Below are 25415 nucleotides of genomic sequence, written 5' to 3'. Positions count from 1 at the left end.
CGCTGAAGCGGTGAGCCACCCACACCTCGACCCGATGCGACCCGTGCGCCTCGCGCCGGACGAGTGGCCTTCGACGCCGGCGTGGAAGGTTCCGCTGATCGGCGTCGTCTGGGTTGCAATCGTCGTGGCGACCTTCGCGCTGCCGAACTCTGTTGCTCGTGCGGCCGTTGCGGCTGTTGCCCTGATCGTTGCTGTGGTTCTCGCCGTGGCATCCGTACGCCGAGCCGTGCGCGAGAGCGGCGACCAGCGCATCTCCTGGTTGCGCGGCCCCGCGGTGCGTCGCCGAGACGTCGACCTGCTTCAAAGCTGCAGTGAGTCTGCTCTGTTCGTCGGGGCCTTGGCGCTGAATGCCGTTCCGGGTTGGTATTGGTGGGTGACCGCGGCGCTCGTCGTCTGGGTTCTGCCGCCCCTCGTTCTGCAGGGTCGGCACAACCGCCGGGTCACGCGATCCGGTGCAGATTTCGTCGCTCACCGACGATTTCTGCACCGGATCTAGGCTGGCTCCGTGCCGCATGCCCTCGTCTCGACCCGACACGTCGATGCGGAAACGGTGATAGAGCGGAGCCGGTTTCTCGCCCGCGTGGTCACCGTCCACACCGAGTCCGAGGCGCTCGACGTGGTCGCTGCGGTGTCGGCAAAGTTCCCCGATGCGGGCCACCACTGTTGGGCTTTCGTCGTCGGCGCAGATCAGGAGCACCGTCGTCAGCGCGCATCGGACGACGGCGAACCTGGCGGTACGGCAGGTGTTCCGATGCTCGGCGTGCTGACCGGCCGCGACCTCGTCGATGTGGTGGCCGTCGTCAGTCGGTGGTTCGGGGGCGTCAAGCTCGGCGCCGGTGGCCTGGTGCGCGCCTACTCGGGCGCGGTGAGTGCGGCGCTCGACCGCGCGGAGGTCGGCGAGCTCGCGCGAGTCGACGTCCTCGAGATGGGCTTGTCCCATGCTGATGCCGGTCGGGTGGAGGGCGTTCTGCGAGTGCACGGATTCGCCGTCGACGACGTCGCCTACGGATCCGACGTGCGGCTCCGGGTGATCGGTGACGGCGACCGGCTCGACGGTGTCCTCGCGTCCGCGACCGGCGGCGGTGTGGTGGCAGAGCGCGTCGGGCACCGGTGGGTGCTCGGGCTCTGAGGCGGCTGGGTGCGCTGAGCCGCGGATACCGCGGCTCAGCACACCGGATTCGAGTCAGTGACGCCGTGTGAGCCGCGCGGGCGGAATCACGCCGGGGTAGTAGAAGTAGTGGTGAGGCGACTCGACGAGATCGGAGGAACGGATACCTGCCACTTCCCAGACATCGACCGGCCCGCCGGTGTTGTTCATCCGGACGAACCAGTCACACTCCCACTCGTCTCGCGCCAGAAAGCATCCCTGCTGCTCGGGCTCATTGCTGCCTGCGATGCCCCGTGCCGCACCCATGCGCTGCCAGTCCAGCCCGAACCGCGAGATCGAGTCGCGGTTACGTGACGACGAGACATGGAAGTGAGAAGGCATCGCGCAGAGGTTACGGAGCCGATTGCGGACGGGCCAGGCGATATCGGCTGACGCCGAGGTCACCGAACGTGCTCGCACTGGTCATCGACCCCACTCGTACCTGGTTCTAGGCTCGAGACAGATCCGCCGTACGCACGACGAGGAGAATCATGAAGCGCACGTTGTTCGAGCCCGAGCACGACCTGTTCCGCAGCTCGTACAAGAAGTTTCTCGAGCAGCACGTCGCGCCGCATCACGCGGAGTGGGAGACGCAGAACATCGTCGACAGAGGTGTCTGGGTCGAGGCCGGTAAGCAGGGCTTCCTGGGCATGGCAGTGCCGGAGGAGTTCGGCGGCGGCGGAGTCAAGGACTTCCGCTACAACGCCATCGTCACCGAGGAGACCACGGCCGGTGGGTACAGCGGCATCGGGTTCACGCTGCACAACGACGTCGTCGCTCCGTACCTCATCGAGCTGACGAACGACGAGCAGAAGCAGCGCTGGCTGCCCGGCTTCTGCTCCGGTGAGCTGATCACCGCGATCGCGATGACCGAGCCGGGCACGGGCAGTGACCTGCAGGGCATCAAGACCAAGGCCGTCCGTGACGGTGACGACTGGGTGCTCAACGGCTCCAAGACGTTCATCACCAACGGCATCAACGCCGACATCGTCATCGTGGTGGCGTGCACCGATCCGGAGAAGGGCGCGCAGGGCTTCAGCCTGTTCGTCGTCGAGCGCGACATGCCGGGCTTCGAGCGCGGCCGCAACCTCGACAAGATCGGTATGAAGGCGCAGGACACCGCGGAGCTCAGCTTCACCGACGTCCGCATCCCTGCCGCCAACTTGCTCGGTCAGGAGGGTATGGGCTTCATCTACCTGATGCAGAACCTGCCGCAGGAGCGCCTGTCGATCGCCGTCGTCGCGGCTGCCGCGATGGAGTCCGCGCTCGCGATGACGATCCAGTACTGCAAGGACCGCAAGGCGTTCGGCAAGCCGATCGGCAAGTTCCAGAACACGCGATTCGTGTTGGCGGAGTGCGCGACCGAGACGACTGCCGTCCGCATCATGGTGGACAAGTACATCGAGCAGCTCAACGCGAACGAGCTGTCGGTCCAGGAAGCCGCCATGGCGAAGTGGTGGACCACCGAGAACCAGGTCAAGCTCATCGACCGGTGCCTGCAGCTGCACGGTGGCTACGGCTACATGAAGGAGTACCCGATCGCCAAGGCGTACATGGACTCCCGCGTGCAGACCATCTACGGCGGCACGACGGAGATCATGAAGGAGATCATCGGTCGCGGTCTGGACCTGTAGGAACCTCGAACACGACGACGCCGGCGCTGGACATCCAGCGCCGGCGTTCGTGTGTCCGGAATCAGAGCTTGCGCATCACGGTGACGACCTTGCCCAGCACCACGGCGTCGTTCCCGGGAATGGGCTCGAACAGGTCGTTGTGGGGGAGCAGCCAGACGTCCCCACCAGTCCGCTTGAACGTCTTGACGGTGGCCTCTCCGTCGATCATGGCGGCGACGATGTCCCCGTTGTCGGCCACGTTCTGCTGACGCACGACCACCCAGTCACCGTCGCAGATGGCGGCGTCGATCATCGACTCACCGACGACGCGGAGAAGGAACAGCGAGCCGGACCCGACGAGCTCGCGCGGAAGCGGGAACACGTCCTCGACGGCCTGCTCCGCGAGAATCGGACCACCCGCGGCGATACGTCCCAGGACGGGGACGAAGGTCGGTGCGGGCAGGCGATCGTCGTCCGACGACGGTGTGTCCGCGCTGTCGAGGTGATTCGTGGTGTCCGTGGCGACGAGATCGTCCTGCGCGACGGCAGAGACCTCTTCGGGGCGCCCGTTCTCGCCCGGCAGACGCACGTCGACGGCGCGGGGACGGTTGGGGTCGCGGCGCAGGAACCCCTTGCGTTCGAGGGTGCGCAGTTGATGCGCGACCGACGAGGTGGACGTCAATCCGACGGCGTCACCGATCTCCCGGATGCTCGGCGGATAGCCGCGCTCGACGACCGACGCACGGATCACCTCGAGCACTCGCCGCTGACGTTCGGTGAGACCGGACTCGGTGTCGGCGGTCGTGGCCGAGCCGGTCGCTGACGCGCGCCCGCCGACCGTGCCGGATGAGCTGTCGTCCTTCATCGAGATACCTCCATCGGTAGCAGTGGACGTGGGGCAGGTGGTGCTGGTGTCACGTCCGTTGTGCGTGTGTCGAACCTAAACCGAAACGGGACTCGGATCAAACACCTGTTCGAAGCGTGTCGCGTGTTCGATGCACTTTGTCGGACCGGACTGCTATACATCGAACATGCGTTCATTCGAACGCGTGGGCGAATGTGTTGTTCGAACACCTCGGTGCATCGGCGACGCGGACGGCCACCGGCTATCCACGAGGAGTGGTTGCAATGACTCGAAGTGACCTGCTGACTGTCGGCACCGCACGTTCCATCGACATGCATGCACCCGTCCGCACGCGCTGGACCTGCGACGACGATTCCTACTGGGGTGTGGCTGACCGCGCGGCCGGGTCCACGACGACCGACGTGCGCGAGCGCACCACGGTCCGCCGCAGCCCCGCTCCGCGCGACTCCCGCCGCCCCGACGGCGGCACTGTCGACTACCGTCGCCGCTCGAACGGTGTCTCGCAGGTCGAACACCGCACTCGTCGGGGACACGGATTCGCGACGCCCATCGCTGTGGCGCTGATCACAGCAGTGTCCGTTCTGGGGCTGGTGGGGTTGGCGAACATGCGCTCCGCCGACGTCCCGGCACAGCCGTCCATCTCGGAGCAGGTGGAGATGGGCGTCGTCTCCGGACGCTGACACCGGCCGGACACGCCCGCGGGGCCGCGGAAGGCCGTCCCGGTACGCTGGACACACCGAGAGCCGCCGTGGCGCTCGGGAAATGCCCGAGCCATCGAGGGGTCTCTGTCCGATGCACTGCCCGTTCTGCCGTCACCCCGACTCGCGCGTCGTCGATTCGCGTGAAGCGGAAGAGGGCCAGGCGATCCGGCGGCGTCGTTCCTGCCCCGAGTGCGGTCGACGCTTCACCACGGTGGAGACAGCAGTGCTCTCCGTCGTGAAACGCAGTGGCGTGAGTGAGCCGTTCAGTCGCGAGAAGGTGGTCAAGGGAGTCCGTCGGGCCTGCCAGGGCCGCCAGGTCGACAACGACGCGCTCGTCCTCCTCGCCCAGCAGGTCGAGGACACGGTGCGGGCTTCCGGGTCGGCCGAGATCCCCAGCAACGAGGTAGGGCTCGCCATCCTCGGGCCACTGCGCGATCTCGACGAGGTGGCCTACCTCCGATTCGCCTCCGTCTACCGCTCGTTCAGCAGTGCGGACGACTTCGAGCGCGAGATCGAGGACCTTCGTCGCCACCGCGCCGAGCACGATGCCGCCCCCGCCCAGGACGCGGAGCCCGCCGCTCAGCGGTGAGTCAGCGCCGCACCGCACGTCGGACGTCGTCGATGGCCTTGCGCACCCGCTTCTCGCTCACCGGGTACAGCGTTCCCAGGGTCTGAGCGAACAGGTTGACCCTCAGCTCCTCGATCATCCAGGCGATCTCCCGCACGGCATCGCTGCGGCCCACCGAGTCCGGTACCGACCCGAGCAGGGCGTCGTAGTCCGCATAGACGCGGTCCAGCACGTCCATCCCCGCCGCGTCGCGGCGAGCGCTGGACGGGAATGCGCGAAGTCGGCGCTCGGCCGCCTCGAGGTAGCGCGGAAGATGTGGCAGGTGAGCTTCGCCGGTCTCGAAGACGTATCCGGGGAAGATCAGCCCGTCCAGCTGCTGGCGCACGTCGTCCGCGGCATCTCCCGTCGCGTCGTCGAGTGCGAGGCGGACCCTCGTCGCGGCACCGAGAGATGGTTCCGCCACCCGGAGCACCGCGGCCGTCCGGCCGGCGAGCTCGCCCCGGACCGCCTTCTCCAGCACCGCATACGCCTCGGGCGTGGACACCGGGCCGCCGTGCTTCATCATGAGCTCGTCGGCCGCGAGGGTGCGGCAGTCCTCGACGAACGCCTCGATGCTTCCGTGCGGATTCTGCCCCAGCGCGAGCCGCTGAGCCGGGGAGCGTCCGGTGAGCAGGTTCTTCGTCGACAATGGGATGGCGTCGAGCAGGAGGCGTCGGGTGCCCTCGCGCATCGCTGCTCGCTGCTCGGCGGCGGTGCCCAGGACACGAACGGCGACCCCGCCCTTCTCGGGAACCAGGGCGGGATACCCGGTCACCTTCTGCGAGTTGACCGTTCGGGTGACGGTGGGCTCGAGTGTGCCGATGGTCTCGGACGTCCACCGTGTCACCGGGGCCTTCTCCGAGTCCTTGGCGGCGACGCCGACCGCAGCGGCCGCGGCAGCACCGAGTCGGGTGCGCAAGGCGGAGAGGGACGTGTCCTTGTCCAGTCGACGGCCGCGATCGTCGACCACCACGAACGTCATCTTCAGGTGGCGGGGCAGCGCGGACGGGTCGAAATCCGACGGTGCGATCGGCAGGGCGCCCATGCGGGTGAGTTCACGCGACAGTGCGACCAGTAGTGGTTCCGTCCTCGGTCGCATCGCCGCGACGGCGGCCACCGCGTGGTCGGGCGCTGGGACGACGTTGCGGCGCAACTCCTTCGGAAGAGTCTTGATCAGGGCCGTCACCAACTCGACGCGCATGCCGGGGACGAGCCAATCGAATCCGACGTCGGCGACGCGGGGGAGGAGGGCGATGGGAATGGTGATGGTGACGCCGTCGTCCTCCTTGCCCGGCTCGAACTGGTAGGTCAGGGGGAACTGCGCCTCGCCCTGACGCCAGGCGTCGGGGTAGTCGCCCTCGACGACCGCGGCGGCGTCCGGGTTGACGACGGTGGCGCGGTCGAAGTCGAGCAGGTCCGGCGTCGTGCGGGACGCCTTCTTCCACCACCGGTCGAAGTGACGGGCCGACACTACGGTCTCAGGTACACGCTCGTCGTAGAACGCGAACAGCGTGTCGTCGTCGACGACGATGTCGCGGCGACGAGCACGCGACTCCAGTTCTTCTGCATCGCTGCGCATCTCCTGATTCGCATGGAAGAAGCGGTGGTGCGTGCGCCACTCGCCCTGCACGAGGGCGTGCCGGATGAACAGATCCCGCGAGATCTCGGGATCGATCGAGCTGAACGTGACCGGGCGGCGAGCAGCGAGCGGAATCCCGTACAGCGTGACGCGCTCGTAGGCCATCGCGACTTCGCGCTTCGTCGACCAGTGCGGCTCCGAGTACTGCCGTTTGATCAGGTGCGGCGCCAACTTCTCGGCCCACTCGGGCTCGATGCGCGCACCCATGCGCGCCCACAGTCGACTCGTCTCCACGAGTTCGGCCGCCATGATCCACCGCGGCGGCTTGCGGAACAGGCTCGAACCGGGGAAGACGGCGAAGGTCGACCCACGTGCTCCGAGGAAATCCTTCTTGTCGCCCTCACGAAGACCGATGTGCGACAACAGGCCCGGCAGCAGTGCCTGGTGGATCACGGCATGGTTCGGCTCCGAGGAGTCGCCCGCGTCAGGCATGGTCCAGCCCAGGCCGCGCGTGATCTGGCGCAGCTGACCGTGCAGGTCCTGCCATTCGCGGATGCGCAGGTAATGCAGGAATTCTGATCGGCACATGCGTCGGAACTGGTTGGAGGACAGCTTTCGGCGCTGGTCTCCTAGATACGTCCACAGTTGCCACAGTGCGAGAAAGTCCGAACCTTCCACGACGAAGCGCTTGTGCATCTCGTCGGCGGCCTGCTGATGCTCCGCGGGCCGCTCGCGCACGTCCTGGATCGAGAGCGCCGAGACGATGACGAGAACTTCCCGCAGGCATCCGTTGCGGTTGGCCTCGACCAGCATGCGCGCCATGCGCGGGTCGACCGGGAGGCCGGCGAGCTCCTTGCCGAGCGAGGTGAGGACGGGCCCGTCCTCGCCCTGCGACTCCAGCGCTCCGAGCTCGTCGAGCAGTCCCAGGCCGTCACGGATGCTGCGCGGGTCCGGTGCCTCGACGAACGGGAACGCGTCGATGCGGCCCAGTCCCAGCGAGGCCATCTGCAGAATCACCGATGCGAGGTTCGTGCGCAGGATCTCGGGATCCGTGTACTCGGGGCGGGCCTCGAAGTCCTCCTCCGAGTACAGCCGGATGCAGATGCCGTCCGCGACGCGACCGCACCGGCCGGCACGCTGGCGGGCCGACGCCTGCGAGATGGGTTCGATCGGCAGACGCTGCACCTTGGTGCGCAGCGAATACCGCGAGATGCGCGCGGTTCCGGGGTCGACGACGTACCGGATGCCGGGCACGGTGAGCGACGTCTCGGCGACGTTGGTGGACAACACGACTCGTCGACCGGTGTGGCCGGTGAAGACGCGGTGCTGCTCGGCTGCCGACAGCCGGGCGTAGAGCGGAAGAATCTCGACGTTGCGCAGTCGGCGATCCTTCAGAGCATCGGCGGTGTCGCGGATCTCGCGCTCGCCCGACAGGAACACGAGGACATCGCCCTCCGGTTCGGTGAGCAGTTCCTCGACGGCGTCGCACGTGGCGTCGACCGGGTCGAGTTCGATGGTCTGCTCGCCGTTCTCGACCGTGAGCGGCCGATACCGGACCTCGACGGGGAACGTCCGGCCCGACACCTCGACGATCGGCGCGTCGACCCCGTTCACCGCGAAGTGGTGCGCGAAGCGGCCAGGGTCGATGGTGGCCGAGGTGACGATGACCTTCAGATCGGGACGCTGGGGGAGCAACCGGGCGAGATAGCCCAGGATGAAGTCGATGTTGAGGCTGCGCTCGTGCGCCTCGTCGATGATGATCGTGTCGTACCGACGCAGCAGCCGATCCCGTTGGATCTCGGCGAGCAGGATGCCGTCCGTCATCAGCTTGACGAGGGTGTTGTCGCTGGAGTGGTCGGTGAAGCGCACCGTGTAACCGACAGCGTCGCCGATCTCCTGACCGAGCTCGTCGGCGATACGTTCCGCGACCGTCCTGGCGGCCAGTCGCCGGGGCTGTGTGTGTCCGATGACGCCCTGGACGCCGCGACCGAGCTCGAGGCAGATCTTGGGAATCTGTGTCGTCTTGCCCGAGCCGGTCTCGCCCGCGACGATGACGACCTGGTTCTCCGCTATGGCGGCTGCGATGTCGTCCTTGCGGGCGGACACCGGCAGTGCCTCGGGGTACGTGATCGTGGGAACGGAGGCTCGACGAGCCGCGATCGTGGCTTCGGCGCGGCCGATGTCGGCAGCGATCGATTCGAGTTCGGCGGGCTTGCGGCTGCGGTCGAGCCGACGGCGCAGCCTGTGCGCGTCACGGAAGGTGAGGTCGGACAGGCGGGCCGTGAGGTCGCGGCGGGTGGGTCCGGAGGACGGGGGAGCAGATGTCGACATGGCTCACGCCAGTTTATCCGTCACCGCTGCGTCAGGATGCGTGGCCCGTCGTCCGTGATCGCGATGGTGTGCTCGGAATGGGCGGTCATGGATCCGTCGGCCGACCGGAGGGTCCATCCGTCCGGGTCCATGACGAGCTTCGCCGTCCCGCGGGACCACCAGGGTTCCAACGCGAGTGTCATGCCGGCCCGGAGTGTCAATCCCGATCCCGCACGGCCGGCGTTGGCCACGTGCGGGTCCTCGTGCATCGTCCGGCCCAGGCCGTGACCACCGAAATCGGTGTTGACCTGCTTTCCGGTCTCCCGGGCGACGTTCTCGATCGCCGCCGAGATGTCCCCGAGTCGCCCACCGACGACGGCCGCGGCGATGCCGGCATCCAGTGCGCGCCGGGTGCTTTCGATCAGTTCGACGTCCGCGGGATCAGGGTTGTCGCCGACGACGACGGTCAGCGCCGAGTCGGCGACCCATCCGTCGATGGAGACAGCGAAGTCCAGGCTCAGGACGTCCCCAGCGGCGAGCGTGTGGTCGAACGGGAGGCCGTGCAGTACACGGTCGTTGACCGACAGGCAGATGACGTTGCGGAACGGCCCGCTGCCGAACTCGGGGGCGTAGTCCCAGTAGCAGGACACCGCGCCGCGGGTGGCGACGAGGTCGCGGCAGTGATGCTCGAGATCCATCAGGTTCACGCCGGGCTGCGCCTGCTCCGACAGCGTCGTCAGCGTCTCGGCCACGAACGCGCCGGTCACCGCCATCTTGTCGATCTCGGCAGGGCCCTTGAGCTCGATCATCCGTCCATCGCTTCCTGTCGGTATTTCAATACCAACGAACGGTAGCAGACCGGTACAGGAATACCGCTATGCTGACCTCGTGGTCCGCATTCCTCTGAGTCCCGAGCAGGTCGAGGCCGGTCGTCGCCTCGGCGCCGTCCTGCGCGCCGCACGAGCGGGACGAGACCCCGAGATCGTCGCCCGTGACGCCCGGATCTCACCCGAGACGCTCCGCAAGATCGAGGTGGGTCGGATCGCGAGCCCCAGCTTCGGGACCGTGCTGCAGATCTGTGCGGCACTGGGACTGCCGGTCTCCGACGCGGTGGACGCATGGCAGGGCGACAGGGAGCATCGCGTCGCGATCTAGTGCTTCGTTGCTCGGCGCCGAGGACCGCGCTCGTGTGAGGATCGCTCCATGACTCCGCCGGACGATCGCGTCGCCACCCCTGTCGCGCTGCGCGTTCTCCGAGTCGTCGCCGCGCTGCTCGGGCTGGCCGCCCTGATCTGGATCCCCGTCCGGTCCGCGGACGTCGCCGGATTCTCGCTAGCCAACTTCTTCAGCTACTTCACCGTGCTGAGCAACGTGCTGGCCGTCGTGGTCTTCGTGATCGGCGGGGTCGTCGATCCCCGCTCCGAGATCTTCGACAGGCTTCGCGGGGCGGCCACGACCTACATGGTGATCACCGGAATCGTGTACGCGGTGTTGCTGTCGAACGTCGACGTGCAGATCCAGGACGCGTGGACCAACTCGGTGCTGCACCGCATCGTGCCCGTCCTCATCGTTCTCGACTGGATCCTGGCGCCACCACGTCGTCGCAGCGCGGAGAGCGGGCCGGTACTGTGGTTGGTCTTTCCCGTGGTCTACGGGGTCTACAGCCTGATCCGCGGGCCCATCGTCGAGTGGTACCCGTATCCGTTCCTGGACCCGCGGGAGCGGGGGTACGGCCCCCTCGCGATCGGGCTCGCCGTCCTGGTCGTGGCGTTCCTGCTCATCGCCCTGGCGGTCGACAGAGTGGGCGAACTGGCGGCGTCCCGCCGGTCGCGGAAGCACGCCACGAGTGGCCTAGGCTGACCTCTCGTGACCACTCCCCAGCACACGTCCTCCGCGTTCTGGCACGGCTTCGCCGACATGCACACCGTCGAGTCCGGCGGCCGATTCGTCGTCGCCCGAGGTGAGGGCGCGCGCATCTGGGACACGGCCGGCACCGAGTATCTCGACGGCACCGCGGGTCTGTGGTTCACGAACGTGGGTCACGGCCGCACCGCCATCGCGGACGCCGTGGCGCGGCAGCTGTCCACGCTCGCGCACTACTCGACGTTCGGCGACGTCGTTCCCGACGTGACGCTGGAACTCGCCGACCGCCTCGCAGCGATCGCGCCCGTCGCGGGCAGCAAGATCTTCTTCACCTCGGGCGGCTCCGACTCGATCGACACCGCTGCCAAGCTGGCCCGGCGTTACTGGCACCAGATGGGCAAGCCCGGCAAGACCGTCGTCGTCGGCCGCCAGAAGGCGTACCACGGCATGCACGTCGCCGGCACCGCACTGTCCGGACTCCCGCTGAACCGGGAGAACTACGGCGAGCTGATGACGGACGCGCGGACGGTCGCGTGGGACGAGGGCAAGGCGCTGCTCGAACTGATCGAGAAGGAGGGCGCGGACACCATCGCCGCGTTCTTCGCCGAGCCGATCATCGGTGCCGGCGGGGTCTACCTGCCGCCCGAGGGCTACCTGCACGAGGTGCGTCAGATCTGCCGCGACCACGACATCCTGTTCGTGGCCGACGAGGTGGTGACAGGATTCGGTCGTATCGGCGGAGCGTGGTTCGCGTCGTCGAAGCTGGGCCTCGAGCCCGACATGATGTGCACCGCGAAGGGTCTGACGTCGGGCTACGTGCCGATGGGTGCGGTCTTCGTCGCCCCGCGCGTCGCCGAGCCGTTCTACGAGGGCGGCGCCTGGTGGCGCCACGGCTACACGTACGGCGGTCACGCCGGCGCCGCTGCCGCGGCCATGGCCAACCTCGACATCATCGAGAACGAGGACCTGCTGACGCACGCGTCGCGCCTCGAAGCCACGCTGCACCGGCATCTCTCGCCCCTGGCCTCGCACGACCTGGTCAGCGAGGTCCGCAGTGGGATGGGTGTCGTCGCCGCGGTGCAGTTCGCCGATCCGTCCTACGCGATGCCGTTCGTCAAGACTCTGCGCCGCGAAGGTGTCTCCGCGCGAGCGGCCGGCAACGGCGCGATCCAGTTCTCGCCGGCGTTCGTCATGACCGACGAGCAGGTCGAACAGATGGCCTCCGCCACCGCGCGGGCGCTGGACGCCACGGTGAGCTGAGCGTCGTGGCAGTTCCCGATCACTGGATCCCGCACGCCCGCGAGGACGGCGAGGTGATCGGGTGGATCGACATGCAGACGGCGACTCCGAATCTGATCCCCATCGATCGACTGGGTCGACCCCTGTCGGCGGTGTCGGAGTGGCCCGATGCGGAAGAAGCGTTGGAGCGCCGCGGCCTCCGGTTCCTCATGAACAGGTTCCGGTTCGAGGGGCGCACGGTGCGCATCCGATCTCTGGACGACCACCGCATCGTCCTGACGACCGCCGCGTCCGATGCTGTGGGGGACGTGGGCGAGGAATACGTGCTCGACTTCCCCGCGGGGCCGGAGTTGGTGGAGTCGCCGTAGTTCCCGCGGACGTCATCGGGAGTGGTGGATGCTGCAGCATCAGCGGGAACCGATTCGATCCGCGGGACGGCTGCTCACGGGGTCGTCTGCAACTGGCTCAGGCGGCTCGCCATACGTTCGGCATCGACCGGAAGATGCCGGCTCAGGAGGAACTGTCCGAGTGGAACCTCCGCGAGAAAATCGGTGCGTATCGACGCGTCGTAGAGCACGTCGACGAGGCTGCCGAACCGATGGGCGGCGTCTCGTCCGAGGCGGTCGGGTCCCGGTACCTCGCTGATGACCCACCGTGGAAATCGGTCCGCGAGCTCGAGGAAGTCGGACGGTGCGGTGGGTCGCGCGCACAGAGCGTCGAACGTGAACCACACCAGGTCCGGACGCACAGCTCGAGCGACGACCGTACGTACCCCGATCGAGAGTGAGGCCGCGTCTCCGTCACCTGGTTCTCGCCGATCGGAGAATCGGTCCCCCGTCATCCACCGTCCCGCGGCGAACCCGCTGCGCGGTGTGTCGAGGTCCAGGGTGCGATAGTCGATCGGGCCGTCGACGTGCACGATCGCCAGTGCCTGCTCGATGCGGTGGATGGTGGGCTCGAACTTGCTGTGAAACAGAGGGTTCGGAAGCAGCCGTCGCGGAGGGTAGTTCGACGTCAGGATCACTCTGACGGGCCGCCGGAACAACGCGTCGAGCAGTCGGTCGACGAAGATGCCGTCCGCCGGGTCATGGACGTGGAACTCGTCGAAGCACACCAGTTCCGCATCACCGAGCATCTGATCGAGCGCGGCGTCGAGGTCGTGACCGCGCAGGTTCAGCTCGGCGTGCAGGTCGGTGAAGAAGCGGTGACAGTGTGTCCTCGTCGTCCGGCTGGTGCGTGCCTCCGCGAGGAAGGTGTCCATCAGCCAGCTCTTGCCCCGACCGGGCGGACCCCAGAGGTAGATCCCCTGGCCGGCCATGGTTTCGAGACGGGTTGCGGCCTCGAGCTGAGACGTGTCGAGAACAAGCCCTTGCGTCGCCGCTGCTGCGGCCAGCGTTCCCTCGGGTACGAGAGGCCCGCGCACGCGTCGTCGCCACATCGTTCGACGGTACGAAACCCGGGCCGCGCGCGGTACGTGTCCTCTGCCACGCGGTCACCGCCGTGTCATGACAGCCATCCGGGCATCGAACCTCGGCATCGGCGGCTACTCACCCCTGCGTGCGCTTTCTGCCACACGATCGGCACGATGTCCACCGATCCGCAGAATGTGTCGCAATCATGTGGCGTCAGGCGCGCCCGATTGCACCCACCACGAAAATGGGGTCGCGCGGTCGCTGGTCGAGCACCTACCGTGCAAGAGTCGACCGAGAGGGGTTCGCCCATGCGAGAACTGACCTACTACGTCGCCACGAGTCTCGACGGATTCATCGCGGCTCCCGACGGCACCTGGAGCGCGTTCCTCGACGAGGGCGACCATATGGAAGTGCTCCTGGACGAGTTCGCGGACACTCTTCCCGGACACGTGCAGGACGCGCTCGGGATCCATTCGGACGCAACGATGTTCGACACGGTGATCATGGGGTGGACGACATATTCCGCGGCCCTGGACGTCGGCATCGTCAGCCCCTATCCGCACCTGCGGCAGTTCGTGGCATCCCGGCACCGCCGATCCGAGTCCGACGACGTGACCGTCACGAACGATCCGGCAGCCACCCTCGACCGACTTCGTGGGGAAGACGGCGCCGGGATCTGGCTGGCGGGTGGGGGAGCGCTGGCGGGTGACCTCGTCGACCAGATCGACCGACTCGTCCTGAAGATCAACCCGGTTGTTCTCGGAGACGGTGTGCGCCTGTTCGCCGGTGCCCGATACGCTGACCGGCCGTTCGAGCGCACCCGACTGCGGGCGTTCGACTCCGGAGTCGTCATCGCCGAGTACACCCGTCGAGCGGGGGTCGGATCATGAGCGGCCGGGTGTGGCTGATCACCGGTGCGAGTCGAGGGCTCGGTCGCGCGCTCGTGGACCGTGTGCTCGACGTGGGGGACAGCGTGATCGCGACCGTGAGGGGCGAGGCAGACCTTCCCGCTCACGAGCGACTCGTCGTCGATCACCTGGACGTGCGCGATCGCGGCGCGGCGCGGGCGGTCGTCTCGTCCGTCGTCGCGAAGTTCGGCCGCCTCGACGTACTGGTCGACAACGCGGGTCACGGGGCGGTGGGTGCCATCGAGGAGACGACGGAGCCGGAGGCCCGCGACATCGTCGACACGAACTTCTTCGGTGCGCTCTGGCTCAGTCAGGCAGCCGTCGAGGTCATGCGGCCTCGGCGGTCCGGCCACATCGTGCAGATATCGACCGTCGGAGCCGTCGGCACGATGCCCACCCTGGGCCTGTACGCCGCGTCGAAGTGGGCGCTCGAAGCCTTCAGTGAGGCGATGGCAGCAGAGGTGAAGGATTTCGGGATTCGCGTGAGCATCGCGGAGCTCGGCGCGGTCGACACCCAGTGGGGCACAGGAAGCATGCGATTCAGCGCTCCGTCTCCCGACTACGACGATCTGCGGACCGCGGTGTTCGGCACTCCCGCCGTGCCGTGGCCGCGAGAGGGGACGGGCGGTGGGACGGCGCCCGCGGATGCTGCGGCGGCGATCGTCGACCATGTCCGCAGCCCGGGCGACGACAGGCTGCGACTGCTGGTGGGCGATGACGCGCCCGGACAGGTTGCCGAGGCGCTCGCGCGCCGACTGGGGGACTATCGGCGCGACGAGCGTTTTCCCGCGACTGCGCTCGCGCGCTCGATCACCACTCCGATCGGCTACGAGGTGACGATCGAACGCTAGCGCTTCGTGGACGTGGCCACGGCCAGCCGCTGGTGCAACCGCTCGCGCACTTCGTCCGGTTCGTACTGACGACGCTGACGCTCGTTGCGGGCGACGAGGACGCCGGACGCTGCCACGCCGACGGCGCCGGCGAGACCTGCGACCTTCAGCAGACCGCGCACGGAGATCTTTCGGGATCGTGCAGCCATTCATGAAGGCTAGCGCCACGAACTAGGCTCGTCGTCGATGAGCGTCGACGGAGTGTCCTCAGTCAACCTCGCCACCGCCGTGGAGACCACGCGGACAGGCGATCTCTGGATCTTCCGCGGCCGGTCGGCGGCGGATCGAGCGATCCAGACGCTGACGAACAGCCCGGTGAATCACGTGGGCATGGCCGTGGTCCTCGACGATCTGCCGCCCTTGATGTGGCATGCCGAGTTGGGCCAGTCACTGCCCGACATGTGGACCGGGCGCCATCAGCGCGGCGTGCAGCTGCACGACCTACGCGACGCCGTCACTCACTGGGGCGAGCGCTACGACCAGAAATGCTGGTTCCGGCAACTGCAGTCGCCGATCACGCGTGAACAAGAAGACGAGCTGATGCGGACCATCGCGCGACTCGACGGCACCGCATTCCCGACCACCGCGAAGCTGGCGGGTAGATGGTTCGCGGGGCGGCTCCCAGCGGTGTCGGCCAAGGACGACCGTCGACTCGAGACCGCCTACTGCGCGGAGGTGGTGGCCCTGACGTACGAGGCGATGGGTCTGCTCGATCCACGAGAGTCACCGACGCCGCTGAAGCCCTTCGACAAGGTGGGCCTGAGGCCACCGCGGCGCCGCGCGAACTGGTACGACCCCGGCCGGTTCTGGAGCGGCGATCACCTTCCCTTGGCGGAGGGCGTCGAGCTGGGGCGTGAGATCGCGGTCGTGCTGGACTAGTGGTTTCGGTCTGTCACGCGATCGGTGCAGGACAGACGCCGTTCGTTTCTCCGAGCGAGTTGATCTCCGCGTTCGATCTCGGGTCGCCGGCGTAGTCGATCTGGTTCGTGCACCTGTCATCAGGCGCCGCATTCGGATCCGGGTACGAGGCGCCGTTCGGATATGTGCAGACGGAACCATCGCAGGTCGGCGTGTTCGCGGCAATCTCGCTTTGTAGGACCTGATCGTGAACGGACTGGCAGTAGTCGCTGTACCCCGTGACCGTTCCGTCCGACCAGTACGTGACGACCGGTCCCAGGCCCATCTGGCAGTCGACAATCACCGGCTCCGCCTGGACGGGTTCGGTGTAGATCGGTTCGACGTCGACTGTCTCGGTGACCGTCTGCGCGCCGGCGGGGGGTGGTGCGGCGGCAGTCGTCGTGGTCTGCGTGGAGATCGTTGTCGACGGCGCCACGCTCGGCTCCGTCGGCGCACTGTTCTCGGCACCGCAGGACGACAGAACGATGACGGTGCAGGCGAGGAGCGCGGCCCGGAATGTTCTCATGCAGTGTCATCGTCGGCGTCGACCCGTTCCGTTACGGTCGGTCTGTTTCAGTGGCTCGCAACGGTGCGCGAGGTGTCCGCCACCACGCGCCCACCGAGCTCCACCCATCCGTCGTCGGACAGCGTGGTCGACAGGATCGACCCGCGGCCCTGGACGATGCTCAGATCTCGACCCAGGAGTTCAGTGACGCGGACGGCGGCCGAGCCCGTGGCCTCGTCCTCGGGGACGCCCATGTCGGGGGCGAACATGCGTGACCGGATCGCCCCGCGCTCCTCGTCCACCCATGCCCAGACGTAGTGGTGGCCCGTGGTGAACTCGGCGGGGTCCACGGCCAGAACCTCGTCGGCGCCCCGGACCTGACGGAACTCGAAGTGTGGTGCCCATTCGGGCCGTGCACGGACGTAGGTGGTGTCGCCGGCGACTCGGACGGCAACCTCGCCCGCGGGGACGAGCAACGTCTCCACCGGAGTTCCGCGGCCGGCCAGCCATGCTGCTGTGCCCACGGTGGGGTGCCCGGCGAACGGCAACTCGACGGCGGGCGTGTGAATGCGGAGGGCGGCGGAGTCGACAGGGCTCTCGGGAACATCGACGAACACCGTCTCGCTGTACTGCAGGTCGTGCGCCACGGACTGGCGATCCGACGGGGCAACGGACGCAGCGTCGACGATGCCGAGGGGGTTGCCCCATCGACCCTGGTCGTCGGTGAACACCCGCACGACATGGACGTCGAATGACATGGTCTTCCTCTCAGCCTGCGGTGACGGTGATGTCGTCGAACACGATCTCGGCGAGGGCGTCGGACTCCTCGACGTCCACCGTCGCGTCCAGCGACCAGCCGTGGTCGCCGTCCGGATCGTCAAGAACCTGACGCGCAGTGGTCTCCTCGCGGGTCTGGACGAACGAGAACAAGTGCGGTCCGCGGGCGGCGGGCGTCATGCCGATCTCGCCGTACTCCTCGAAGTAGGGCTCGAGCTCGTCCTGCCAGTCGACCTCGTCGCCCAGCTCCTCGAGGAGGTCCCAGCGACGACGGGACGCCAGCTCGACGCGTCGGAACAGGGCGTTGCGCACCATGATTCGGAACGCTCGGGGGTTCGCAGAGATGGGTTTCGGTGTGTCTGCTCCGTACGCGACGACGGGTGTGCCGTCCTCCTCGAACGTCGGATCGGTGAGGTTCTCCCACTCGTCGAGAAGGCTGGAGTCGACCTGGCGCACGGTCTCGCCGAGCCACTCGGTGATGTCCTGCACGTCCTCGGTCCGCGCCTCCGGTGGAACCGTCTGTCGCAGAGCGCGATACGCGTCGGCGAGGTACCGCAGCACGGAGCCCTCCGAGCGGGAGAGACCGTAGTGTGAGATCAGCTCCGTGAACGTCATCGACTTCTCGATCATGTCGCGCACCACGGACTTGGGGGAGAGGCCGAACTCGGACAGCCAGGGGTGCCCACCGCGGTAGATCTCGAAGGCGGGGCCCAGAAGATCGGCCAGCGGCTTGGGCCACGTGACCTCCTCGAGCAGCTCCATACGCTCCTCGTACTCGAGACCGTCCGCCTTCATCTGCGCCACCGCCTCGCCGCGCGCCGCGTGTTGTTGGGCCATCAGGATCTGGCGGGGGTCGTCCAGGGTGGCCTCGATGACGGACACCACGTCGAGCGCGTAGGACGGCGACTCCTGGTCGAGCAGCTCGAACGACGCGAGGGCGAACGGCGACAGCGGCTGATTGAGAGCGAAATCGCGCTGCAGGTCGACGGTGAGCCGTGCGGTGCGCCCGTCCTCGTCCGGCTCGGGAAGCTGCTCGACGATGCCGGCGTCGCGTAGACCCCGGTACAACCGCACCGCCTGGAGAATGTGTCGCCGTTGGTTCGCCCTGGTCTCGTGGTTGTCCTCGAGCAGATGCCGCATCGCGTCGAAACAACTGCCCGGGCGGGCGATGACGTTGAGCAGCATCGAGTTGTTCACCGAGAACTTCGAGGTCAGCGGCTCCGGGCTCGCCGCCACGAGTCGCTCGAAACTGGGCTTGCCCCAGGAGACGAAACCGTCGGGTGCTTTCTTGCGCTGAATACGCTTCAGCTTCTTGGGATCGTCGCCCGCCTTGGCGACGAGTCGGGCGTTCTCGACCTCGTGTTCGGGTGCCTGCACCATGACGGTGCCGAGGGTGTCGTACCCGGCTCTGCCTGCGCGACCGGCGATCTGATGGAACTCGCGGGCGCGCAACTGGCGCGTGCGAACACCGTCGTACTTCGTCAGTCCGGTGAGCAGCACGGTGCGGATGGGCACGTTGATCCCGACGCCGAGAGTGTCCGTTCCGCAGATCACGGCGAGCAGACCCTCCTGCGCCAGCTTCTCGACGAGCCGCCGGTAGCGCGGCAGCATGCCCGCGTGGTGCACGCCGATGCCGTGACGGACCAAGCGGGACAACGTCTTACCGAATCCGGTGGTGAACCGGAAGCCACCGATGGCCTCGGCGATGGCCGCACGGGTCTCCTTGGAGGCGACGGTGATCGAGGTGAGCGCCTGAGCCCGTTCGAGTGCCGAGGCCTGCGTGAAGTGCACGACGTAGACGGGTGCGAGGTGCGTGGAGACGAGTTCCTCGATGGTCTCGACGACGGGTGTGAGTCGGTAGGAGAACATCAGCGGCACAGGGCGTTCGGAGCCCTCGACGACGGTGGTGACCCGTCCGGTCCGGCGGGTCAGGTCGTCGCGGAAGAAGGAGACGTCGCCGAGAGTGGCGGACATCAGCAGAAACTGGGCGTGGGGGAGTTCGATGAGCGGCACCTGCCACGCCCAGCCGCGATCGGGCTCGGAATAGTAGTGGAACTCGTCCATGATCACCTGGCCGATGGACGAGTCCGGCCCCTCCCGCAGTGCCATGTTGGCGACGATCTCCGCTGTCGCACAGATGATGGGTGCCGACGCATTGACCGAGGCGTCGCCCGTGACCATGCCGACCTTGTCCGCACCGAAGATCTCGCACAGTGCGAAGAACTTCTCGCTGACTAGCGCCTTGATCGGCGCCGTGTAGAACGATCGGATGCCGGCCGCGTACGCGGCGAAGTGAGCGGCGATGGCCACCATCGACTTTCCCGACCCGGTGGGGGTGGCGAGCACGACGTTGTTGCCGGAGACCAACTCGATGACGGCCTCGTCCTGCAGCGGATACAGCTCGAGTCCACGGTCGGAGACCCAGTTGGTGAACGCGTCGTACAGATCGTCGGCCGACGCGGAGTCAGGAACCATCTCGGTCAGCAGCATCACTACAGGTTACGTAGCCGACCTCTCGTCCGACCCCATGGCACCCAGGACCGCCTGCCTCGTCGTCGCACTGCCGGTGATGGCGTCCTCGCCGACACCGGAGACGAGCATCTGCCGCCATCGCTGTTCGTCGAACTTCAGCGGCATCGTCGTCCCGAGGAAGTTCTCCAGGACCTCGAGGAAGCGCATCGGATCGTCGCGGTACGGGAAGTGGCCGGCGCCGGCGAAGACGTCGAGGCGGGAGCCGGGCATCGCGGCGTGCGCGAGCGTCGCGTGGGCGATGGGGATGACCGTGTCCTGATCACCCCAGATGAGTTGCACGGGCAGATTCTCGGTCAGGTAACACCGGTCGAGCATGGTGACCACCTGCCCGCGCCAGTCGACGACGGCCCGCAGCGTGCGCAGGTAGGCGTCGTAGGCGGTGGAGTCGAGGAGGTTGCCGAGAACGCGGACCAGATCGGGCGTGTCGTGCAGGACGGCCCCGGGGTGCAGAGGAGTGCCGTCCAACTGGTCGATCGCAGCGCCCGCCATGCGCAGCATGCGCATGGCGCCGGGCAGGCGCAGCAACTTGAACGCCTCGTTGACGATGGGCGTGGACATGAGTCGCAGCGCCGGGTGGACGTCTTTGGTGACACCGCCCGCCGAGACGAGGACGAGGCGCTCGACCATGTCCGGATACTGGTAGGCGAACTGCATGGCCACACCGCCGCCGAGCGAGTGGCCCACCACGGACACCGCGTCGATGTTGAGGGTGACGAGCAGATCGCGGATGCCGTTCGCGTATGCGGCCACCGAGTAGTCGGCACGAGGCTTGTCGCTCAGTCCGTGGCCGAGCAGGTCCGGCGCGATGACGGTGTACTTCGACGCGAGATGGGGGAGCACGTCGAGCCAGGTCTCGGAGCTGTCACCGATGCCGTGGATCAGCAGCAGTACCGGTCCTTCTCCCGCCATCCGGAAGGCACGTCGATAACCGTGCACCGTGCGGAAGTGCAGCCGCGGTTCCGCGTCGGGAACCGGACGCAGGGCGCGGCGGCGTGTGTCGGACATCCCGGTCCCTCTCGATCGGCGGCACCGTGTGTGTCGCCGACCGAGCGTAAACCGGGATCGTCACCGTTCACACAGCCGTCGGGTTACGGCTGGGTAAGAACTCGTGACGTCAGGAGCGGTCTGTTCCGTCCTCGGGACCCTCGGGCGACGGCTCGTCCTCGACGAACTCGGTCTGCTCCGCGAGGAACTTCTCGAACTCGGCACCCAGTTCGTCGCCGCTGGGCAGTTCCTCGTCCGCGGCGAGGAGCGTCGACTGCTGCTCCTGCGCCGTGACGAAGGTGTCGTACTGACGCTCGAGTGCCTGGACCACGGACTGGACCTCCGGGTTGCCCTCGACGTGCTGGTCGACCTGCTCGCGCACCCGTGCCGCAGATTCCGTCAGTGCGTTCAACGGAATGGTCAGCTTCGACGATTCGGCTACCAGTTCGAGCAGCGTCTCCGCCGCGCTCGGGTACGCCGTCTGTGCCAGGTAGTGCGGCACGTGCACCGAGAAGCCCATCGATTCGTGGCCGTGCTGAGCCATGCGGTACTCGAGCAGGGACGAGGCGCTGGCCGGCACCTGCAGCTCACCCGACCACTTGTGGTGCTCGCCCACCAGGTCGGTGTCGCTGGAGTGGGCGGTGACGCCCAGCGGCCGGGTGTGCGGCACCGCCATGGGAATGGAGTTGAGGCCGATGGTGCGGCGTACTCCGAGCTGCTCCGACAGCAGACGCACCGCGGTGGTGAACTTCTCCCACTTCAGGTCGGGTTCGAGACCTGCCAGCAGCAGGAACGGGGTGCCCACGGCGTCCTGCACCGCGTAGAGATTGAGGTGCGGCTCGTCGTAGTCGGAGAAGTGGTCGGCGGAGAACGTCATCATGGGGCGACGTGAGCGGTAGTCGAGCAACTCGTCGACGTCGAAGGACGCCACCAGTTCGGTCTCCAGGGTCTCACGCAGATGCGTGGTGGCCAGCTTGACCGCGTGACCTGCGTCGGAGAAACCCTCGAGGCCGTGGACCAGCACCGGACCCACGCCGTCCTCGGACGACACTCGGGGCGCTGGAAACTCCAGCTCGTACATTCTCGACTTCTCGTCCATGCCGGTGTCCTTCCTCGTCGCCGTGCGTGTCCTGCCGGGGCACCACTGTGCGGTTACCCCATTTTCCCACAGCGACCCTGCGCGACCGGGCTTCACCCGTTTCTCCTCCCAACGACGGCGGGGACCCCGACATTCCCCGCCGTCGCCGGTCAGCGCGTGAAAGCCTCCAGAGCCCGAATTTTGTTGGCGACGTCCAGCGCCGCGACCTTGTACGCCTCGGACATGGTCGGATAGTTGAAGACGGCGTCGACCAGATAGTCGACCGTGCCCCCGCACCCCATGACCGCCTGGCCGATGTGCACGAGGTCGGTCGCGCCGGAACCGAAGATGTGCACGCCGAGAACCCGACGGTCGACGGTGGACACGATCAGTTTCAGCATCCCGTGGGAGTCTCCCGCGATCTGTCCGCGCGCGAGTTCGCGGTAGCGGGACACGCCCACCTCGTAGGGAACGGAGTTCTTCGTCAGTTCCACCTCGGTCGCGCCGACGTAGGACACCTCCGGGATGGAGTAGATGCCGATGGGCTGAAGGTCGGTGAGCTTGTTCCCCGGCTCGCCGAAGGCGTGATACGCGGCCAGTCGGCCCTGATCCATCGACGTCGCGGCCAACGCGGGGAATCCGATGACATCACCGACCGCGTAGATCGTGTCCACCTTGGTCTGAAAGTCGTCGTCGACGTCGATCCGTCCTCGGGCGTCCGCCTCGAGTCCGGCCTTCTCCAGATCCAGCCCGTCGGTCATGCCCTGACGTCCGGCCGAGTACATCACCGTCTCGGCCGGGATCTTCTTCCCGCTCGCCAGCGTGGTGACCGTTCCCGACGGACCCACGTCGACGGCCGTGACCGCCTCGCCGAAGCGGAACGTGACCGCGAGGTCGCGCAGGTGGAACTGCAGCGACTCGACGATCTCACGGTCACAGAAGTCGAGCATGGTGTCGCGCTTCTCGACCACGGTCACCTTGCATCCGAGCGCCGCGAACATGGAGGCGTACTCGATCCCGATGACGCCGGCTCCGACCACCACCATCGACGACGGGATGAACTGCAGATCCAGAATGCCGTCGGAGTCCAGCACGCGGTAGTTGTCGAACTCGACGTCGTCGGGACGGGCGGGCGCCGTCCCGGTGGCGATCACGACGTTCCGCGCGCCGACCGTGATGCGCTCGCCGCGGCTGCGGTCGTCCACCGCGATGGTGTGCGCGTCGAGGAACCGGCCCTCGCCGGTGATCATCTCTATTCGGTTGCGCAGTAATTGCGATCGGACGACCTCGACCTCCTTGCCGATCACGTGGGACGTCCGGGCCAGCAGATCCGACGGCGTGATGTTCGCCTTGACGCGATAGCTCGCTCCGTAGAGCTCGCGTTGATTGAGGCCTGTCAGATAGAGAACCGCCTCGCGCAGCGTCTTCGACGGGATGGTGCCCGTGTTGACGCACACGCCGCCGAGCATGCTGCCCTTCTCGATGATGGCGACGCGCTTGCCCAGTTTCGCCGCCGCGATCGCGGCCTTCTGCCCTCCCGGTCCGGAACCGATGACTACCAGGTCGTATTCGAGTTGGTCCGACATGCCCCAACAAGTAGTCCCGTCAGGAGAATCCGGTGTGCCGTGCGTGTCACGACTGGGTGAACACCTCTCCGATGCAGCAGTTCGCACCTGTGCATCGTTAGGGTGACGGTGAAGTTCGCAGCACCCGGCAGTACCGACAGATGGAGGCAAGAAATGCCACAGCAGGTCCGCGGCGTCGTCGCTCGGAGCAAGGGTGCTCCGGTGTCCCTCGAGACGATCGTCATCCCCGATCCGGGCTCCAACGACGTGGTCGTGCGGGTGCAGGCCTGCGGCGTCTGCCACACCGACCTGCACTACCGCGAGGGTGGCATCAACGACGAGTTCCCGTTCCTGCTCGGCCACGAGGCGGCCGGCATCGTGGAGACGGTCGGCGACGCGGTCACCCACGTCGAGGTCGGCGACTTCGTGGTGCTCAACTGGCGCGCGGTGTGCGGTCAGTGTCGTGCCTGCAAGCGCGGTGAGCCCTGGTACTGCTTCGACACGCATAACGCCTCGCAGAAGATGACACTCGAGGACGGCACGGAACTCTCGCCCGCACTGGGCATCGGCGCCTTCGCCGACAAGACCCTCGTGCACGAGGGCCAGTGCACCAAGGTCGATCCCTCCGCCGACCCCGCCGTCGTCGGACTGCTCGGCTGCGGCGTCATGGCGGGCCTCGGCGCGGCGATGAACACCGGCAACGTCGGTCGCGGTGACTCCGTCGCCGTCATCGGATGCGGCGGCGTCGGCAACGCCGCGATCGCCGGTGCCCGGCTGGCAGGCGCAGGCACGATCATCGCGGTCGACCGCGACAAGGGAAAGTTGGAGTGGGCTCGTGATCTGGGTGCCACGCACACCGTCGACGCCTCCGACGTGGACGCGGTCGAGGCCATCCAGGAGTTGACGGGCGGCTTCGGTGCCGACGTGGTCATCGACGCCGTCGGACGTCCCGAGACGTGGAAGCAGGCCTTCTACGCCCGCGACCTGGCCGGCACCGTCGTCCTGGTCGGTGTCCCGACGCCGGACATGACGCTCGAGATGCCGTTGATCGACTTCTTCAGTCGCGGCGGTTCACTCAAGTCCTCCTGGTACGGCGACTGCCTTCCCGAGCGCGACTTCCCGATGCTGGTCGACCTGTACCAGCAGGGTCGTCTGCCGCTGGAGAAGTTCGTGACCGAGCGCATCGCGCTGGACGACGTCGAGGCGGCGTTCGACACCATGGCCAAGGGTCAGGTCCTGCGTTCGGTGGTGGTCCTGTGACCACGCCTTCCGGCTTCCGTGTCGAGAAGGTCGTCACCACGGGCACGTTCGAGCTCGACGGCGGATCCTGGGCCGTCGACAACAACATCTGGATCGTCGGCGACGACTCCGAGGTGGTGATCGTCGACGCGGCGCACGACGCGGCCCCGATCATCGACGCGGTCGGTGGCCGGAAGGTCGTCGCCGTGGTGTGCACCCACGGACACAACGACCACGTGACGGTCGCGCCCGAGCTCGCGGAGCGGCTCGACGCACCGATCCTGCTGCACCCGGCAGACGACGTGCTCTGGGAACAGACGCACCCGGGACTGGCTCACCGTGATCTGGCGGACGGGGACCGGATCTCGGTCGCCGGCACCGAGATCGAGGTCCTGCACACGCCGGGTCACTCACCGGGATCGAGTTGCCTGTATCTCCCCGAGGCCGGTCAGCTCTTCAGCGGCGACACGTTGTTCTCCGGCGGGCCCGGTGCCACCGGGCGGTCCTACTCGGACTTCCCGACGATCATCGGCAGCATCCGGGAACGACTGTTCGCCCTGTCACCGGAGACGGTGGTCAACACCGGACACGGGGACGGGACGTCCATCGGCGACGAATCGCCCCATCTCGAGGAATGGATCGCACGCGGATCCTGAGCCGAGTGCCGGGTAACGAACCGGACACCCCTCGGTGTGGCCCGCGGG

The 25415-nt window shown here is 67.3% G+C and carries 26 protein-coding genes; 14 read left to right on the top strand and 12 right to left on the bottom strand.

The annotated features are described in order from the left end of the window. Nucleotides 1-10 precede the first annotated feature (10 nt). Together QRN16_RS05965 and QRN16_RS05960 are read left to right on the top strand one after the other, a co-directional pair. Nucleotides 11-496: a hypothetical protein gene (locus QRN16_RS05965; protein ID WP_285185061.1), complete on the top strand. Its 486-nt coding sequence runs from the start codon at nt 11-13 to the stop codon at nt 494-496. Between the two features lie 9 nt (nt 497-505). Beyond that, nucleotides 506-1129 carry an IMPACT family protein gene (locus QRN16_RS05960; RefSeq protein WP_285185060.1) on the top strand — a complete coding sequence of 208 codons (624 nt, stop codon included), beginning with the start codon at nt 506-508 and terminating at the stop codon, nt 1127-1129. 54 nt (nt 1130-1183) lie between these two features. On the opposite strand, the gene QRN16_RS05955 is transcribed toward QRN16_RS05960, so the two are convergent. Further along, nucleotides 1184-1552, bottom strand: coding sequence for a hypothetical protein (locus QRN16_RS05955; RefSeq protein ID WP_285185059.1), 369 nt, complete (start codon nt 1550-1552; stop codon nt 1184-1186). A gap of 86 nt (nt 1553-1638) precedes the next feature. Between QRN16_RS05955 and QRN16_RS05950 the strand changes: the two genes are divergently transcribed. Continuing rightward, entirely contained in the window at nt 1639-2781 is a 1143-nt protein-coding gene (locus tag QRN16_RS05950; protein ID WP_222630911.1) for an acyl-CoA dehydrogenase family protein, read from the top strand. 61 nt (nt 2782-2842) lie between these two features. Here the strand turns inward: QRN16_RS05950 and lexA are convergent, their stop codons facing one another. Further along, nucleotides 2843-3625 (bottom strand): transcriptional repressor LexA, encoded by a 783-nt coding sequence (gene lexA / locus QRN16_RS05945; protein WP_222645304.1) that lies wholly within the window; start codon nt 3623-3625, stop codon nt 2843-2845. A gap of 263 nt (nt 3626-3888) precedes the next feature. On the opposite strand from lexA, the gene QRN16_RS05940 reads away from it, so the two are divergent. Continuing rightward, nucleotides 3889-4305, top strand: coding sequence for a hypothetical protein (locus QRN16_RS05940; protein ID WP_027505146.1), 417 nt, complete (start codon nt 3889-3891; stop codon nt 4303-4305). 112 nt (nt 4306-4417) lie between these two features. Further along, nucleotides 4418-4915 carry a transcriptional regulator NrdR gene (gene nrdR, locus QRN16_RS05935; protein ID WP_027505147.1) on the top strand — a complete coding sequence of 166 codons (498 nt, stop codon included), beginning with the start codon at nt 4418-4420 and terminating at the stop codon, nt 4913-4915. Nucleotide 4916: 1 nt separating this feature from the next. Here the strand turns inward: nrdR and hrpA are convergent, their stop codons facing one another. Together hrpA and map are read right to left on the bottom strand one after the other, a co-directional pair. Then, nucleotides 4917-8843: an ATP-dependent RNA helicase HrpA gene (gene hrpA / locus QRN16_RS05930; RefSeq protein WP_285185058.1), complete on the bottom strand. Its 3927-nt coding sequence runs from the start codon at nt 8841-8843 to the stop codon at nt 4917-4919. A 20-nt stretch (nt 8844-8863) separates the two neighbouring features. Further along, the gene (gene map / locus QRN16_RS05925; protein WP_285185057.1) at nt 8864-9631 is read right to left on the bottom strand and encodes a type I methionyl aminopeptidase; all 768 of its coding nucleotides are present in this window, start codon (nt 9629-9631) and stop codon (nt 8864-8866) included. A gap of 79 nt (nt 9632-9710) precedes the next feature. Between map and QRN16_RS05920 the strand changes: the two genes are divergently transcribed. From QRN16_RS05920 to QRN16_RS05905, 4 genes are read left to right on the top strand one after another with little or no spacing between them, the layout of a single operon-like run. Continuing rightward, complete coding sequence (locus QRN16_RS05920) at nt 9711-9977, top strand: helix-turn-helix domain-containing protein (RefSeq protein WP_027505150.1); 267 nt, start codon at nt 9711-9713, stop codon at nt 9975-9977. Between the two features lie 48 nt (nt 9978-10025). Continuing rightward, nucleotides 10026-10682: a Pr6Pr family membrane protein gene (locus QRN16_RS05915; RefSeq protein ID WP_285185056.1), complete on the top strand. Its 657-nt coding sequence runs from the start codon at nt 10026-10028 to the stop codon at nt 10680-10682. A 57-nt stretch (nt 10683-10739) separates the two neighbouring features. Further along, on the top strand, nt 10740-11945 hold the full coding sequence (locus QRN16_RS05910) for an aminotransferase family protein (RefSeq protein WP_056445275.1): 1206 nt from the start codon (nt 10740-10742) through the stop codon (nt 11943-11945). Between the two features lie 5 nt (nt 11946-11950). Continuing rightward, nucleotides 11951-12292: a hypothetical protein gene (locus QRN16_RS05905; RefSeq protein WP_285185055.1), complete on the top strand. Its 342-nt coding sequence runs from the start codon at nt 11951-11953 to the stop codon at nt 12290-12292. Between the two features lie 74 nt (nt 12293-12366). Here QRN16_RS05905 and zapE read toward each other — a convergent pair whose 3' ends face one another. After that, complete coding sequence (gene zapE, locus QRN16_RS05900) at nt 12367-13362, bottom strand: cell division protein ZapE (RefSeq protein WP_285185054.1); 996 nt, start codon at nt 13360-13362, stop codon at nt 12367-12369. Between the two features lie 282 nt (nt 13363-13644). Between zapE and QRN16_RS05895 the strand changes: the two genes are divergently transcribed. Both QRN16_RS05895 and QRN16_RS05890 read left to right on the top strand, forming a co-directional pair. Next, entirely contained in the window at nt 13645-14226 is a 582-nt protein-coding gene (locus tag QRN16_RS05895; RefSeq protein WP_285185053.1) for a dihydrofolate reductase family protein, read from the top strand. After that, nucleotides 14223-15095: an SDR family NAD(P)-dependent oxidoreductase gene (locus QRN16_RS05890; RefSeq protein ID WP_285185052.1), complete on the top strand. Its 873-nt coding sequence runs from the start codon at nt 14223-14225 to the stop codon at nt 15093-15095. The genes QRN16_RS05895 and QRN16_RS05890 overlap by 4 nt, the downstream gene beginning before the upstream one ends. Here QRN16_RS05890 and QRN16_RS05885 read toward each other — a convergent pair. Continuing rightward, nucleotides 15092-15283: a hypothetical protein gene (locus QRN16_RS05885; RefSeq protein WP_037185345.1), complete on the bottom strand. Its 192-nt coding sequence runs from the start codon at nt 15281-15283 to the stop codon at nt 15092-15094. The two genes, QRN16_RS05890 and QRN16_RS05885, sit on opposite strands and share 4 nt — an antisense overlap. 37 nt (nt 15284-15320) lie before the next feature. On the opposite strand from QRN16_RS05885, the gene QRN16_RS05880 reads away from it, so the two are divergent. Beyond that, nucleotides 15321-16013: a hypothetical protein gene (locus QRN16_RS05880; protein ID WP_222630926.1), complete on the top strand. Its 693-nt coding sequence runs from the start codon at nt 15321-15323 to the stop codon at nt 16011-16013. A gap of 13 nt (nt 16014-16026) precedes the next feature. Here the strand turns inward: QRN16_RS05880 and QRN16_RS05875 are convergent, their stop codons facing one another. The 6 genes from QRN16_RS05875 to sthA all read right to left on the bottom strand — a co-directional run bounded on the left by QRN16_RS05875 (nt 16027) and on the right by sthA (nt 23493). Next, nucleotides 16027-16557 carry a hypothetical protein gene (locus tag QRN16_RS05875; RefSeq protein WP_261781967.1) on the bottom strand — a complete coding sequence of 177 codons (531 nt, stop codon included), beginning with the start codon at nt 16555-16557 and terminating at the stop codon, nt 16027-16029. 47 nt (nt 16558-16604) lie between these two features. After that, a complete protein-coding gene (locus QRN16_RS05870) occupies nt 16605-17294 on the bottom strand; it encodes a PhzF family phenazine biosynthesis protein (RefSeq protein WP_285185051.1) in 690 nt (229 codons plus the stop codon). A gap of 10 nt (nt 17295-17304) precedes the next feature. After that, nucleotides 17305-19803: a DEAD/DEAH box helicase gene (locus tag QRN16_RS05865; RefSeq protein ID WP_285185050.1), complete on the bottom strand. Its 2499-nt coding sequence runs from the start codon at nt 19801-19803 to the stop codon at nt 17305-17307. A 9-nt stretch (nt 19804-19812) separates the two neighbouring features. Then, nucleotides 19813-20850 carry an alpha/beta fold hydrolase gene (locus QRN16_RS05860; RefSeq protein ID WP_222632085.1) on the bottom strand — a complete coding sequence of 346 codons (1038 nt, stop codon included), beginning with the start codon at nt 20848-20850 and terminating at the stop codon, nt 19813-19815. A gap of 109 nt (nt 20851-20959) precedes the next feature. Continuing rightward, the gene (locus tag QRN16_RS05855; protein ID WP_056444855.1) at nt 20960-21928 is read right to left on the bottom strand and encodes a proteasome assembly chaperone family protein; all 969 of its coding nucleotides are present in this window, start codon (nt 21926-21928) and stop codon (nt 20960-20962) included. Between the two features lie 149 nt (nt 21929-22077). After that, nucleotides 22078-23493 carry a Si-specific NAD(P)(+) transhydrogenase gene (gene sthA, locus QRN16_RS05850; RefSeq protein WP_027505160.1) on the bottom strand — a complete coding sequence of 472 codons (1416 nt, stop codon included), beginning with the start codon at nt 23491-23493 and terminating at the stop codon, nt 22078-22080. A 153-nt stretch (nt 23494-23646) separates the two neighbouring features. Between sthA and QRN16_RS05845 the strand changes: the two genes are divergently transcribed. Then, nucleotides 23647-24732: an S-(hydroxymethyl)mycothiol dehydrogenase gene (locus tag QRN16_RS05845; RefSeq protein WP_285185049.1), complete on the top strand. Its 1086-nt coding sequence runs from the start codon at nt 23647-23649 to the stop codon at nt 24730-24732. Then, on the top strand, nt 24729-25367 hold the full coding sequence (locus QRN16_RS05840) for an MBL fold metallo-hydrolase (protein ID WP_285185048.1): 639 nt from the start codon (nt 24729-24731) through the stop codon (nt 25365-25367). The genes QRN16_RS05845 and QRN16_RS05840 overlap by 4 nt, the downstream gene beginning before the upstream one ends. Nucleotides 25368-25415 lie beyond the last annotated feature (48 nt).

This window comes from Rhodococcus sp. MEB041 (genome assembly GCF_030208955.1).
In the GTDB taxonomy this organism is placed as follows: domain Bacteria; phylum Actinomycetota; class Actinomycetes; order Mycobacteriales; family Mycobacteriaceae; genus Rhodococcoides.
Note: the sequence above shows the minus strand (reverse complement) of the source record. Positions and strands in the feature narration are given on the sequence as shown.

What these genes read in the sequence shown, in the direction of transcription:
- QRN16_RS05950 (WP_222630911.1), top strand. Translation starts at nt 1,639, where the DNA reads ATGAAGCGCACGTTGTTCGAGCCCGAGCACGACCTGTTCCGCAGCTCG.
- lexA (WP_222645304.1), bottom strand. Translation starts at nt 3,625, where the DNA reads ATGAAGGACGACAGCTCATCCGGCACGGTCGGCGGGCGCGCGTCAGCG.
- QRN16_RS05940 (WP_027505146.1), top strand. Translation starts at nt 3,889, where the DNA reads ATGACTCGAAGTGACCTGCTGACTGTCGGCACCGCACGTTCCATCGAC.
- nrdR (WP_027505147.1), top strand. Translation starts at nt 4,418, where the DNA reads ATGCACTGCCCGTTCTGCCGTCACCCCGACTCGCGCGTCGTCGATTCG.
- hrpA (WP_285185058.1), bottom strand. Translation starts at nt 8,843, where the DNA reads ATGTCGACATCTGCTCCCCCGTCCTCCGGACCCACCCGCCGCGACCTC.
- map (WP_285185057.1), bottom strand. Translation starts at nt 9,631, where the DNA reads ATGATCGAGCTCAAGGGCCCTGCCGAGATCGACAAGATGGCGGTGACC.
- QRN16_RS05915 (WP_285185056.1), top strand. Translation starts at nt 10,026, where the DNA reads ATGACTCCGCCGGACGATCGCGTCGCCACCCCTGTCGCGCTGCGCGTT.
- QRN16_RS05910 (WP_056445275.1), top strand. Translation starts at nt 10,740, where the DNA reads ATGCACACCGTCGAGTCCGGCGGCCGATTCGTCGTCGCCCGAGGTGAG.
- zapE (WP_285185054.1), bottom strand. Translation starts at nt 13,362, where the DNA reads ATGTGGCGACGACGCGTGCGCGGGCCTCTCGTACCCGAGGGAACGCTG.
- QRN16_RS05895 (WP_285185053.1), top strand. Translation starts at nt 13,645, where the DNA reads ATGCGAGAACTGACCTACTACGTCGCCACGAGTCTCGACGGATTCATC.
- QRN16_RS05890 (WP_285185052.1), top strand. Translation starts at nt 14,223, where the DNA reads ATGAGCGGCCGGGTGTGGCTGATCACCGGTGCGAGTCGAGGGCTCGGT.
- QRN16_RS05885 (WP_037185345.1), bottom strand. Translation starts at nt 15,283, where the DNA reads ATGGCTGCACGATCCCGAAAGATCTCCGTGCGCGGTCTGCTGAAGGTC.
- QRN16_RS05880 (WP_222630926.1), top strand. Translation starts at nt 15,321, where the DNA reads ATGAGCGTCGACGGAGTGTCCTCAGTCAACCTCGCCACCGCCGTGGAG.
- QRN16_RS05875 (WP_261781967.1), bottom strand. Translation starts at nt 16,557, where the DNA reads ATGAGAACATTCCGGGCCGCGCTCCTCGCCTGCACCGTCATCGTTCTG.
- QRN16_RS05870 (WP_285185051.1), bottom strand. Translation starts at nt 17,294, where the DNA reads ATGTCATTCGACGTCCATGTCGTGCGGGTGTTCACCGACGACCAGGGT.
- QRN16_RS05865 (WP_285185050.1), bottom strand. Translation starts at nt 19,803, where the DNA reads ATGCTGCTGACCGAGATGGTTCCTGACTCCGCGTCGGCCGACGATCTG.
- QRN16_RS05860 (WP_222632085.1), bottom strand. Translation starts at nt 20,850, where the DNA reads ATGTCCGACACACGCCGCCGCGCCCTGCGTCCGGTTCCCGACGCGGAA.
- QRN16_RS05855 (WP_056444855.1), bottom strand. Translation starts at nt 21,928, where the DNA reads ATGGACGAGAAGTCGAGAATGTACGAGCTGGAGTTTCCAGCGCCCCGA.
- sthA (WP_027505160.1), bottom strand. Translation starts at nt 23,493, where the DNA reads ATGTCGGACCAACTCGAATACGACCTGGTAGTCATCGGTTCCGGACCG.
- QRN16_RS05845 (WP_285185049.1), top strand. Translation starts at nt 23,647, where the DNA reads ATGCCACAGCAGGTCCGCGGCGTCGTCGCTCGGAGCAAGGGTGCTCCG.